This is a genomic window from Lichenicola cladoniae, from assembly GCF_013201075.1.
Classification (GTDB): domain Bacteria; phylum Pseudomonadota; class Alphaproteobacteria; order Acetobacterales; family Acetobacteraceae; genus Lichenicola; species Lichenicola cladoniae.
In genome coordinates, this window is sequence record NZ_CP053708.1 from 3,268,108 (window position 1) to 3,280,553 (window position 12,446).

Annotated in this window: 10 protein-coding genes; 6 read left to right on the plus strand and 4 right to left on the minus strand. The window is 67.4% G+C overall.

What is annotated here, in order from left to right; genetic code table 11:
• Window positions 1-24 precede the first annotated feature (24 nt).
• From HN018_RS14860 to HN018_RS14875, 4 genes are all read left to right on the plus strand, one after another.
• Entirely contained in the window at window positions 25-1,215 is a 1,191-nt protein-coding gene (locus HN018_RS14860; protein ID WP_171833322.1) for a multidrug effflux MFS transporter, read from the plus strand.
• On the plus strand, window positions 1,208-2,437 hold the full coding sequence (locus tag HN018_RS14865) for an MFS transporter (RefSeq protein ID WP_171833321.1): 1,230 nt from the start codon (window positions 1,208-1,210) through the stop codon (window positions 2,435-2,437). The genes HN018_RS14860 and HN018_RS14865 overlap by 8 nt, the downstream gene beginning before the upstream one ends.
• Window positions 2,438-2,626: 189 nt before the next feature.
• Window positions 2,627-3,682, plus strand: coding sequence for an aldo/keto reductase (locus HN018_RS14870; protein ID WP_171833320.1), 1,056 nt, complete (start codon window positions 2,627-2,629; stop codon window positions 3,680-3,682).
• Window positions 3,683-3,903: 221 nt separating this feature from the next.
• Window positions 3,904-5,751 carry a DUF1217 domain-containing protein gene (locus tag HN018_RS14875; RefSeq protein ID WP_171833319.1) on the plus strand — a complete coding sequence of 616 codons (1,848 nt, stop codon included), beginning with the start codon at window positions 3,904-3,906 and terminating at the stop codon, window positions 5,749-5,751.
• Here HN018_RS14875 and radA read toward each other — a convergent pair.
• Genes radA through HN018_RS14895 form a run of 4 tightly spaced genes read right to left on the minus strand, consistent with a single transcriptional unit; the run spans window position 5,740 to window position 9,351 of the window.
• Window positions 5,740-7,161, minus strand: coding sequence for a DNA repair protein RadA (radA, locus tag HN018_RS14880; RefSeq protein ID WP_171833318.1), 1,422 nt, complete (start codon window positions 7,159-7,161; stop codon window positions 5,740-5,742). The two genes, HN018_RS14875 and radA, sit on opposite strands and share 12 nt — an antisense overlap.
• Window positions 7,158-7,880, minus strand: coding sequence for an NMCC_0638 family (lipo)protein (locus HN018_RS14885; RefSeq protein ID WP_171833317.1), 723 nt, complete (start codon window positions 7,878-7,880; stop codon window positions 7,158-7,160). Before HN018_RS14885 ends, radA begins: the two co-directional genes overlap by 4 nt.
• Window positions 7,775-8,572, minus strand: coding sequence for an ABC transporter ATP-binding protein (locus HN018_RS14890; protein ID WP_171833316.1), 798 nt, complete (start codon window positions 8,570-8,572; stop codon window positions 7,775-7,777). Before HN018_RS14890 ends, HN018_RS14885 begins: the two co-directional genes overlap by 106 nt.
• On the minus strand, window positions 8,569-9,351 hold the full coding sequence (locus HN018_RS14895) for an MlaE family ABC transporter permease (RefSeq protein ID WP_408886721.1): 783 nt from the start codon (window positions 9,349-9,351) through the stop codon (window positions 8,569-8,571). Before HN018_RS14895 ends, HN018_RS14890 begins: the two co-directional genes overlap by 4 nt.
• Window positions 9,352-9,572: 221 nt before the next feature.
• On the opposite strand from HN018_RS14895, the gene HN018_RS14900 reads away from it, so the two are divergent.
• Both HN018_RS14900 and HN018_RS14905 read left to right on the plus strand, forming a co-directional pair.
• Window positions 9,573-10,571, plus strand: a complete 999-nt coding sequence (locus HN018_RS14900; RefSeq protein ID WP_171833315.1) for a UDP-glucuronic acid decarboxylase family protein — start codon at window positions 9,573-9,575, stop codon at window positions 10,569-10,571.
• Between the two features lie 13 nt (window positions 10,572-10,584).
• On the plus strand, window positions 10,585-11,961 hold the full coding sequence (locus HN018_RS14905; protein ID WP_171833314.1) for a UDP-glucose dehydrogenase family protein: 1,377 nt from the start codon (window positions 10,585-10,587) through the stop codon (window positions 11,959-11,961).
• The last annotated feature ends 485 nt before the right edge of the window (window positions 11,962-12,446 follow it).

A 12,446-nucleotide genomic window follows, 5' to 3' on the forward strand; every position in this document is an offset into this window, starting at 1 on the left:
CGCAGAATATTCCAGGACGGGCAGATGCCCGTCTGGCTCATCATCCTGTTGGGGTCGCTGAGTGCGGTCGGCCCGCTATCGACCGACATGTACTTGCCTGCCTTCCCGACCCTGGAGCGGTCGCTGGGCTCGGGCAGCGGCTCGGCGCAGATCACGCTGGCGGCATGGTTCGTCGGCCTTGCAGTCGGGCAGTTCACCCAGGGGCCGGCATCCGATCGCTGGGGCCGTAAGCTGCCGCTGCTGGTCGGGCTGGCGATCTACTCGATCGGCTCGATCGGATGTGCTGTCAGCCACGACCTCTGGAGCTTCAGCGCCTGCCGCTTCCTGGCCGCGCTCGGTGGCTCGGCCGGCATGGTCATCCCGCGCGCCATCGTCCGCGACGTCGCGACCGGCACCCAGGGTGCCAAGCTGATGTCGCAGCTGACCCTGGTGCTCGGCGTGGTGCCGGTGCTGGCGCCTTCGCTCGGCGCGCTGGTGTTGACGATCGCCAGCTGGCGCTGGATCTTCTGGATCGCCACCTTCTACGGCCTGGTGTCGCTGACGATCGTCTATCTGACCCTGCCCGACACCCTGCCCCGCTCGATGAGGCTGCATCTTGCGCCGGTCGAGGTGCTCGGCCGCTATATCTCGATCTTCAACGAACGGGTGTTCCTCACCAACACCTGCATCTGCGGCTTCTCGAGCTTCGTGGTGTTCGCCTATCTGTCCGGCACGCCGATCGTGTTCGAGGAGATCCTGCACTTCACCCCGACCGGCTTCGGGCTGATGTTCGGGATAAACGCCTTCTTCTACATACTCGGCACGCAGGTGAATGCCCGGATCGTCGGCCGTGTCGGGGTCGAGCGAATGCTCGGATACGGCATCGCGTCCATGACCGGCGCCGCGATCCTGCTGACCCTCATGGTCCTGACCGGGCTCGCCGGCCCGCACGGTACCATAATCGCCGCGGCGTTCCCGATCATGTGGGTGATGGCCTCGCTCGGCTTCCTTACTCCCAATGCGGTCGTGCTCGCGCTGACGGCGCACGCGCGCCATGCCGGCAGCGCATCGGCCCTGCTGGGGACGCTACAATTCTCGTTCGGTGCGCTTGCCGGCGTGGTGATGGGCATATTTTCCAACATCAGCATGGTGCCGATGGCGCTGGTGATCCTAGTCGGCGTGCTCGGCGCCAACATCGCCCATCGGGCACGCCACCCGGAACCGCTCGTTGATTGAGCCCGACGTTTCGGCCGGCGCGGACCGCGCGCTGCTCCACCACCCCGGGCTGATCGCATTCCTGTCGTGCCGGACCCTGTCGTCGCTGGGCTTTCAGATCCAGGCGGTGGCGATCGGCTGGCAGGCCTACTCGATCACCCACCGGCCAATGACCCTCGGGCTGATCGGGCTGGCGCAGTTCATGCCGATGCTGGCCCTGGTGTTCGTGTCCGGACAGGTCGCGGACCGGTTCGACCGCCGCCGCGTCGCCATGGCGTGCCAGGCACTGGAAGCGCTGTGTGGGCTCGGGCTTGCCTGGGGCACCTTCCGGCACCTGCTGACGCCCGGCATGATCTACGGGATCGTCGCACTGTTCGGGGCTGCCAAGGCCTTCGAGGGTCCGAGCCTGCAGGCGATGTTGCCGAGCCTGGTTCCCGCCCAGGTGTTCCCGAAGGCAGCCGCGCTGAACTCGTCGCTGTTCCAGATGGCAACCATCGTCGGCCCGTCGGCCGGCGGGCTTCTCTACATGGCGGGGGCAGGCAAGGCCTACCTGGCCTGCACGGCGATGTTCGTGCTGGCCGCCTTCGGGATGAGCCTGGTGCGGCTGGAATCGCCGCCGCGCCCGCGCGGCCCGGTCACGCTGGCCAGCGTGTTCGGCGGCCTCGCCTTCATCCGATCGAGGCCGCAACTGCTCGGTGCGATATCGCTCGACCTGTTCGCGGTGCTGCTGGGTGGCGCGACGGCCCTGCTGCCGGTGTATGCGCTCGACATCCTGCACGGGAGCCCGTTCTGGCTCGGCGTGCTGCGTGGCTCGCCGGCGATCGGGGCACTCATGGTATCGCTGCTGCTGGCCCGACGGCCGATCCGGCGCCATGCCGGCATGCTGATGTTCGTCGCCGTGTTCGTGTTCGGGCTCGCCACCATCGTGTTCGGGATATCGCGCTGGCTGCCGCTCTCGATCCTGTCGATGGCGATCCTCGGCGCGGCCGACGTGGTCAGCGTGCTTGTGCGTTCGACGCTGGTGCAGATCGGCACGCCGGAGGATATGCGCGGCCGGGTGTCGGCGGTGAACCTGCTGTTCATCGTCACCTCGAACCAGCTCGGCGAGTTCGAGAGCGGCAGCGTCGCCGCACTGCTCGGTACCACGGAAGCGGTCGTGGTGGGCGGCGTCGGCACGCTGGTGGTCGCCGGCCTGTGGATGTGGTGGTTCCCCGCGTTGCGCAGGCTTGACCGCCTCACCTGATCGACGTCCTGTTCCCACCAGTCGTTACCTGCCGGGTACTTCGGCCGCTGTCGCAGCGGCCAACCGACGATCGTCCGTGCACCGGCAAAAGACCGGCTCGGGTAGAACCTTCACGGCCAGGTCATCGTTCTCGCAGCACCCGTTGTCGCAGCCACACCGTCGCGGGTCAGCAAAACAAGGAAACGTCGCATGCAGTATCGCACACTTGGTAGATCCGGACTGAAGGTTTCCGTACTCACGCTCGGCACCATGACCTTCGGCGGCACCGGCCCGTTCGCGAAGGTCGGTTCCACCGATCTCGCGGGCGCGAAACGGCAGATCGATCTGTGCCTCGATGCCGGCGTGAACCTGATCGACACCGCCGACATCTATTCCACCGGCCTGTCCGAGGAAATCGTCGGCGAGGCGCTGCAGGGCAAGCGCGAGGATGTGCTGGTCGCGACCAAGGCACGCTTCCCGATGAGCAAGAACCCGAACGATGCCGGCTCGTCGCGCCACCATCTGATCCGCGCCTGCGAGGCCAGCCTGAAGCGGCTCCGCACCGACTACATCGATCTCTACCAGTTGCACCAGCGCGACGGGGTGACACCGCTGGAAGAGACCATGGAGGCGCTCGACTATCTCGTGCGTGCCGGCAAGGTCCGTTACGTCGGCATTTCGAACTTCTCGGCCTGGCACCTGATGAAAGCCATGGGGATCGTCGAGCGTCACCACCTGGCACGGCCGATCAGCCAGCAGATCCACTACACGTTGCAGGCGCGCGAAGCCGAATACGAGCTGATCCCGGCATCGCTCGACCAGGGCCTGGGGATCATGGTGTGGAGCCCTCTCGCCGGCGGGCTGCTGTCGGGCAAACATCGTCGCGGCCAGGCGACGCCGGAAGGCACGCGCCAGCTCGCGGAATGGACCGAGCCGCCGATCCGCGACACCGACGCGCTGTATGACATCGTCGAGGCACTGGTCGCGGTCGCCGAGGCACGCGGCGTCTCGGCCGCGCAGGTAGCCCTTGCCTGGCTGCTGACGCGGCCCGCCGTCAGCACCGTGGTCGTCGGCGCCCGCACCGACGCGCAGCTCGTCGACAATCTGAAGTCGGCCGACCTAGCGCTGACATCGGAAGAGATCGCCACGCTGGAAGCGATCAGCCGTCCGCCGTTGCTCTATCCCTACTGGCATCAGGCCCAGACAGCCTCGGACCGCCTGTCCGAGGAGGATCTGTCGCTGATCCGCCCGCACCTCGCCACCTGACGCCGGCATAGTCTTTCACAGCATCGGCGTTTCGAAGGACCGGTGGCCCACCGATTTTCATGGCCGGTTGACCGGTCGGCATAATATGCCGGCCGGTAGAAACTGCCGGCTCGTCGCGGCAGAAATTGTCGTGTCCTGGTCATGGATTTGAACTGCATCCAGCACCAAAACGACCCGCATGCTGGCCCGGTACTTGCATCCTCCGGTTGTGGAGGGTCGGCATGTCAGGAGTTTCCGGATCGAGCGCGCTGGCCGTCTATCTTTCGGTCATCAAGGACGAGCAGGTCCACGTGGCCCAGAGCGTCAAGAGCGACACGCAGCTCGCCGCGTCGGTCGCGAGCTTCCGCGCCAGTGCCGCCGGCCTCACCAGTGCCGCGGCAATTCTCAAGAACTACACCGCGCTCAGCGTAATCACCGGCGCCTACAATATCGGCGGCCAGATCGGCCGCACCGCGGTGCTGAAGGACCTGATCACCCAGGACGCCGATGCCTCGAATTCCCTGGTCCGGCAGACCGCCAGCACCGACTACCTGCACTTCGCCCGTGCCACCAGCGCACGAGCGACCCAGACCATCTCGCTCGGCGATAGCGGCACACTCAGTCTCGGCACCAGCGGCGCCAGCGCCTCCTCGCTCACCATGCAGAACACCGCATGGGGTCTCGACACGGCCAAGCAGACGAGCACCGCACCCGGGATCCAGTGGTCGTTCGTGCTGAACGACGGCACCGCCGGACGCTCGATCGCCGCTGCGCTCACCAATGCCGCCGCCGGCATGACCGGCGCCGGTGGCACATCGGCCACCTACACGGTCTCGGCGGCCGGGACAGTATCCGGCTCCCCCGGAGCGCCTGCGGTCACCACCACCACCGACAGCGCCGGCAACACCGTCTACGCCCTGGCCCTCTCGACGGACGCCGCCGGCAACACGATCAAGGGCGTCAGAATCGTCTCGGTGAAAGTCACCGAAGGCACCGCCGCAACCGACCGGACCAGCCAGGTCGGGGCCTTGACCGGCGCCTTGAAGGCTGCCGGCTTCAACGCACAGCTGGGCAGCAACGGTGATCTCGCCATCCTCGATCCGCCCGGCGCCGGCACCAACACATTGGCGCTCAGCTACGGCAACGCGATCGCCGTCGCGACCGGCAACACTCTGGCCATCGACGGCAGGCTGATGCTGGGCGATGCCGGTAAGCTGCTCACCGCCGGCCAGGTCCTGACCGACGGGACGACCGAGATCGGGACGGTGAAATCGGTCGACAGCCTCGGCAACGTCACCCTCATGGCCCCTCCGAACACCAGCATCAGGGCCGGCGACACGATCGAGGTGGCACTCGGGATCGGGCTCGCCAATGTCGGCTCGATGCAGGTCACGACAAGCGCAGCGTCGTCCGGAGCCACCACCCTGGCACTGGGAAATACCGGTGCGGCACTCAGGCCGGGACAGATCATCACCAGCGCCGGGGTGACTGTCGGAACGGTCGGCAGCGTCGATCCCCATGGCAACGTCACCCTGCTCGCCGGCCTGACGCAGGCGATCGGCCGCGGCGCCTCGCTGGTCGTGCTGCCGTCGGTCTCCGGCGCCCCGACCGCCGCCCTCGCGGACAAGGCCAATGTCGACTCCATCGTCAACGCCGACGAGACTGCCTCATACGAAACCCAGATGGGCGCGCAATATCCGGGCATGGACGACGCGCTGTACTACACGCGCACCATGGGCAGCATCACCAGCATCGCCGGGCTGATGTCGAACCCCACGCTGCTGAAGGTCGTCACCACCAGCCTCGGCATGGGCGACTGGTTCGGCGGCCTTGATTTCGACCAGCAGGTCAGCATCCTGACCAAGAAGGTCGACCTGAAGGCGATGACCGGCGTTCCCGGCATCCAGCGCAGCGCCCAGCAATACCTGATTTCGGAACAGAGTTCGGTAGTGCCGAAACTGACCGGGCTGGTCGCGCTACTGGCCGGACAGTCGCAGTCCGATACCTCGCTGCTGTCGCTGATCACCGGGGCCACATCGGCCGACGACAGCACCGGCAAGTCCGATCCGATCCTGTCCCTATTCGCCTGATCCGCCCGCGGCGGCATCGGCCGAGAACGATGCGGTCAGGTCGGACAGATGCCCGATCTCCTCGAGCTTCAGCCCCTCGGGGGCCACCAGCTTGTTGCGGCCCCGGGCGATGCGCCGCGGCAGGAAGGCGTGCTCGAAGCCGAGCTTCTGCGCCTCCTTGAGACGCGCCTCCGCCTGCGCCACCTGCCGGACCTCGCCGGACAGGCCGACCTCGCCGAAATAGACCGATCCCGCGCTGGTCGGCTGCCCGGTCGCGGCCGACGTCAGCGCAGCGGCGACCGCCAGGTCCGCTGCCGGCTCGCCGACACGAAGGCCGCCGGCGACGTTCAGATACACGTCCATCCCCGACAGCTTCAGCCCGCACCGGGTTTCCAGCACCGCGAGCAGCATGTTCAGGCGGCCGGTATCCCAGCCGACCACCGCGCGCCGCGGCGACGAGCCGCTGTTCGGCGACAGCAGCGCCTGCACCTCCAGCAGCACCGGACGGGTGCCTTCGAGGCCGGCGAACACCGCACTGCCGGCAATGTTGCCGCGACGCTCGGCCAGGAACAGCGCCGACGGGTTCGGCACCTCGGCCAGGCCGCGGTCGGTCATTTCGAACACGCCGATCTCGTCGGTGGCGCCATAGCGGTTCTTGGCGGCGCGCAGGATACGGAACTGGTGGCCGCGATCGCCTTCGAAATACATGACCGCATCGACCATGTGCTCAAGCACGCGCGGACCGGCGAGCGAGCCTTCCTTGGTGACGTGGCCGACCAGGATCAGCCCGAAGCCCCGGCTCTTCGCCAGCCGGATCAGCTCGAACGCCGACGAGCGCACCTGCGAGATCGAGCCGGGCGCGCTGGCGATCGATTCCAGCCACATGGTCTGGATCGAATCGATCACCACCAGGGCGATATCCTGTTCCATCTCCAGCGTCTGGGCGATGTCCACCACGTTGATCGCCGCCGCCAGCTCGAGCGTTGGCGCGGTGAGACCCAGCCGCCGGGCGCGCAGCCGAAGCTGATCCACCGCCTCCTCGCCGGAGATGTACATCACCCGCCGCCCCGCAGACGCCATCGCGGCCGCCGCCTGCAGCATCAGCGTCGACTTGCCGATGCCGGGGTCGCCGCCGACCAGCACCACCGACGCCGGCACCAGCCCGCCGCCGAGTACCCGGTCCAGCTCGGTGATCCCGGTGCCGATGCGTGGCGGCGGCTCGGCGGCGCCCTCTAGACCGACAAAGCCGATCCGGCCGGGTGCACGACCGGCGGGACCGGTCGCGGTCGGCAGCGCCGAGGCCGACCTGGTTTCGGCGGGCTCCTCGACGATGGTGTTCCATTCGCCGCAGGCCTCGCAGCGGCCGCTCCATTTCGGCCAGATCGCACCGCAGGCCTGGCAGGCGAATCGGGCTACGGGACGCTTGCTCATGGTGGTGGTTCCGGGCCATCGGACGGCATCGGCGCCGCGAACAGGTTCGCCTGCATCAACGTGTCGGTCCGGTCCGGGCTCCCGTCGTGCTTTGTCGCGACGCCGGCCACCGCCGGCTGCAGCAGGACCAGCAGCACGATCGGCGACGCCGGCGGTTTGGGGGTCAGCAGGTAGCGCTGCTCGCGTCCGTCGCGCCCGGCCCCCATCAGCTGCATCCCGACATCATGGACCTGCATCGCATGCGAGAGCTGCATGGTCAGGGCATGGGCGCCGATGCCGGTGCCGCCGTCGCCGCACCAGCCATCATCGAATGACAGCACCATCAGGTGGCCCTGCCCGCCGGACACCCGGTAAGCCTGGCCGGGTCTTGCCAGCATCCGCCGTGTCGCCTCGTCGGGAGCCGGGCGATAGGGTGCGCCGGCCAGTTCGGCGCGGAGCGAGGCCGGGTCCCCGGCATGGATAAAGCAGGTCCGCTCGAACAGCCGGGTCAGTGCCAGCGCCGGGCCCGAACCATCGCCGGGAGCCGCGTCGCCTTGTGCCGCGGTATCGGGCGAGCCGGCGCGCGCCGTGCTGCAGGCCAGGCCGAACAGCAGCAGCGTCGCCAGGAACCTGACTATCGCCGCAGCTCCATGCCGATAGGGCCCTCGCGCCGTCCATGGGTGAATTGGTCCACCAGTGGATTGCCGCTCTCGAGCAGCGATGCCGCCGGCCCCTGCCACACCAGCTTGCCCTGGTAGAGCATGGCGGCGCGGTCGCCGATCCGGGTGGCCGACGCCATGTCGTGGGTGATGGCGATCGCGGTGCAGCCGAGGCGCTTCACGCAATCGACGATCAGCCCGTCGATGACGGCGCCCATGATCGGATCGAGCCCGGTGGTCGGCTCGTCGAAGAACAGGATTTCCGGCGTCGATGCGATGGCGCGGGCCAGCCCGACCCGCTTCTGCATGCCGCCCGAAAGCTCCGACGGCGCCAGGCTGCCGACGCTCGGGTCGAGCCCGACCTGCTTCAGCACCTCGCCCGCATGCACCAGAGCCTGGGCCCGGGTCATCTTGTCCTTGCCGCGGCGCGCCAGCAGGCCGAACGCCACGTTTTCCCAGACCGGCAGGCTGTCGAACAGCGCACCGTTCTGGAACAGCATGCCGATCCGCTCGCGGGTGGCCTCCTGCTGCCGCCGGCTCTGCGCCAGCACGTTCCGGCCGTCGATCTCGATGCTGCCGGCATCGGGCACCATCAGGCCGAGGATGCAGCGCAGCAGCACCGACTTGCCGCTGCCCGATCCGCCGATCACCACCATCGAGGTGCCGGCCTCGACATCGAGGTCGATCCCGTCCAGCACCCGCTTGGCGCCGAAGCTCTTGGTCAGGCCGCGGATGCGGATCTTCGGGGTGGCGTTGCTCGGCTGGCCGCTCATCGGGAAAAGAACATCTCGGTCAGCACGTAGTCGAAGCACAGCACCAGGATCGAGGCGGCAACCACCGCCGAGGTGGTGGAGGCACCGACGCCCTGGGCGCCGCCGCGGCTATGATAGCCGTTGTAGCAGCCCATCAGCGCGATCAGGAACCCGAACACCGCCGCCTTGGCGAGCCCGACGATCACGTCGATCGGCTGCATGAACGAGACGGTATTGGCGATATAGGCCGAGGGGCTGAACCCCAGCTTCACCACCGAGACGATGAACCCGCCCAGCACGCCGAGTATGTCGGCGACCACCACCAGCAGCGGCAGGGCCAGCAGCCCGGCCAGCAGGCGCGGCGCCACCAGGTATTTCATCGGGTTGGTGGACAGGGTGGTCAGCGCGTCGATCTGGTCGGTGACGCGCATGGTGCCGATCTCGGCCGCCATCGCCGCACCGACCCGCCCGGCGACCATCAGCCCGGCCAGCACCGGCCCGAGCTCGCGCACCACCGAAAGCACCACGATGCCGGCAATGGCGCTCTGCGCGCCGAACCGGGAGAAGCCGGTGAAGGATTGCAGCGCGATGACCATGCCGGAGAAGATCGCGGTCAGCGCCACCACCGGCAGGCTGAAATAGGCGAATTCGACGAAGGCCGCGGTGAAATTGCGCCAGTAGAACGGCGGCCGCACCAGGTGCGACAGGCCGTTCAGCGCGAACAGTGCCAGGCGGCCGGCGCCGGCGATGGTATCGAGCACGCCGCGCCCGAGGCCGGCAATGACATCATAAAGACGCATCAGACAGGGCTGGACGGGTTCGAAATCGGCCGGTGGTCCACCGGAAGGGCACGCCAGATCGGCTCGAAGTCACTGGCGGGACGAAATGGGACGCACATGCGCTGTGCCTATAACGTCAACGCCGTGCCGTCGATAGGCCCGCTACGCCCGACGCGCACCTTCCATGTGGATGCCCAAGCAGTTACCGTGGGCTTATCGTCAGCCGCGAGGGCACACGCCTCATGTCCATGTTCGTCCGCAAGCGTGTCCTCGTCACCGGCGGTGCCGGCTTTCTCGGCTCGCATCTCTGCGAACGGCTGCTGCGTGACGGCCACGACGTGCTGTGCGTCGATAACTACTTCACCGGCCGCAAGGACAACATCGCCCACTTGCTGTCCAACCCGAATTTCGAGACGCTTCGTCACGATATCAGCACCCCGTTGCTGGCCGAGGTGGACGAGATCTACAACCTCGCCTGCCCTGCCTCGCCCAAGCATTACCAGTACGACCCGGTGCAGACGCTCAAGACCAGCGTGCTCGGCGCGATCCATATGCTCGGCATCGCCCGGCGAACCGGCGCGCGGGTGTTCCAGGCCTCGACCAGCGAGGTCTATGGCGACCCCGACGTGCATCCGCAGACCGAGGACTATTTCGGCAACGTCAATCCGCTGGGTCCGCGGGCCTGCTACGACGAGGGCAAGCGCTGCGCCGAGACGCTGTTCTTCGACCATCGCCGCCAGCACGGCACCCGGATCAAGGTGGTGCGGATCTTCAATACCTATGGCCCCCGCATGCACCCCGACGACGGACGGGTGGTCTCGAACTTCATCACCCAGGCGCTGCGCGGCGAGGACATCACCCTGTATGGCGACGGCGGCCAGACCCGCGCCTTCTGCTATGTATCGGACCTGATCGAGGGGTTCGTGCGCATGATGGACAGCGACGACGACATCACCGGCCCGATCAATCTCGGCAATCCGCACGAGATCCCGGTGCGCGAACTGGCCGAGCGGGTGCTGGCGCTGACCGGCTCGCGTTCGCGCATCGTCTATCTTCCGCTGCCGCAGGACGACCCGACCCAGCGTTGTCCCGACATCACCCGCGCCCGCAACCTGCTCGGCTGGGAGCCGCAGGTCGGTCTCGATGACGGGCTCAGGCGCAGTATCGACTATTTCGACCAGCTGCTCGGCGGCCGGTCCGGTGTCCTGAGTGGCATCGAAGCACACGCCGTAAGCGGCTAGCAGGAGCGGACCCATGCGGATTGCAATGATCGGTGGCGGCTATGTCGGGTTGGTTTCGGCCGCCTGCTTCGCCGAATTCGGTAACCAGGTCGCGGTGGTGGAAACCCATCCCGGCCGGCTGGCGGCGCTGCGGAAGGGCGAGATCCCGATCTACGAGCCGGGCCTGGACCGGCTGGTCGCCGAGAACATCAAGGCGGACCGGCTGTCCTTCGGCGACGACATCGCCCATGCGGTGGAAGGTGCCGAGGCCATCTTCCTCGCCGTCGGCACGCCGCCGCGCAACGGCGACGGCCATGCCGACCTGACCTATGTGTTCGCCGCCGCCGAGCAGGTCGCGCGCGCCATGACCGGCTATGCGGTCATCGTCACCAAGTCGACGGTACCGGTCGGCACCGGGCGCCGCATCAGCGAGATCGTCAGCCGGCTGCGTCCCGAACTCGATTTCGACATGGCCTCCAATCCGGAATTCCTGCGCGAAGGCAGCGCCATCGGCGACTTCATGAAGCCCGACCGGGTGGTGATCGGCACCGACACCGACCGCCCCGGCGGTGCCGCGCGGGCCCAGGAGATCATGCGGCGCCTATATCGGCCGCTCTACGTGATCGAGGCGCCGATCCTGTTCACCAGCCTGGAAAGCTCCGAGCTGATCAAGTATGCGGCGAACTCGTTCCTGGCGATGAAGATCAGCTTCATCAACGAGATGGCCGACCTGTGCGAGCGCGTCGGTGCGGATGTGCACGAACTCGCCCGCGGCATCGGCCTGGACGGGCGCATCGGCCGCAAGTTCCTGCATGCAGGTCCCGGCTATGGCGGGTCGTGCTTCCCCAAGGACACCTTGGCACTGATGCGGATCGCCCAGGAAGCCGGCGCCTCGTCGCGCCTGGTCGAAGCGACGGTGCAGGTGAACGATGCGCGCAAGGCCAGCATGGGCGCCCGCATCATGGCGGCCTGTGGCGGCAATGTGCGCGGCAAGACGATCGCGGTGTTCGGCCTGACCTTCAAGCCGGAGACGGACGACATGCGGGATGCCGCCTCGATCCCGATCATCCACCGCCTGGTCGAGAACGGTGCCGAAATCCGCGCCTTCGACCCGGCCGGCATGACCGCCGCGAAGCCGCTGCTGCCCGACCACAACGTCACCTACTGCGTCGATGCGCCCGACGCCGCCACCGGCGCCGATGCGATCCTGGTGCTTACCGAATGGAACGAGTTCCGCGCGCTCTCGCCGGAGCGGCTGCGTGGCCTGATGCAGGGCCGCGTGGTGATCGACCTGCGCAACATCTACGATCCTGCTGCAATGGATACCGCAGGCCTGGATTACAGCTCGATCGGGCGTCCCCGGAATCCGCGGTCGAACAGCGCCGCGACGCCCGAGGCACAAGGGGTCTGAACCATCGACGCATGCTTCAACCGGAAGCACCGGTGTCGATAGGCAAGGTGCTTTCGATGAGGCCTCGCGAGGCCGCGGAAGAAGGCGACAGGATCGGAGCGCTCGTCGACACCGTCGGCTATCACCGGATCGCCAGCTGGCATGGACTTCCGTGTGCGCGGACGGGCTGGACCGATCGACCACAGATCCGATCGTCCGGCGCTGGAACGAGGCGTTCCACCGTTCCCCCGCGACGGCTCCGATGTCCACGGCGATGCCGCCTAGCGACCTGATCCGCTCGCAGAACAGGATGCCATAGGGTCCGCCGAGCCCGATCAGGTGAACCGCACCCGCGAACGGGATATGCAGAGCACCAAGCGACTGTTCAGCCTCCGCAAGCGCACTCATCCCAGGGGTGAGGGTCGCATGATCGCCTGTCCGTCCCACGAGAATTTCCTGCGTATCGGATGTACCGCAAAAACTCCCGAGCCGGCGTGCAAGGTTCG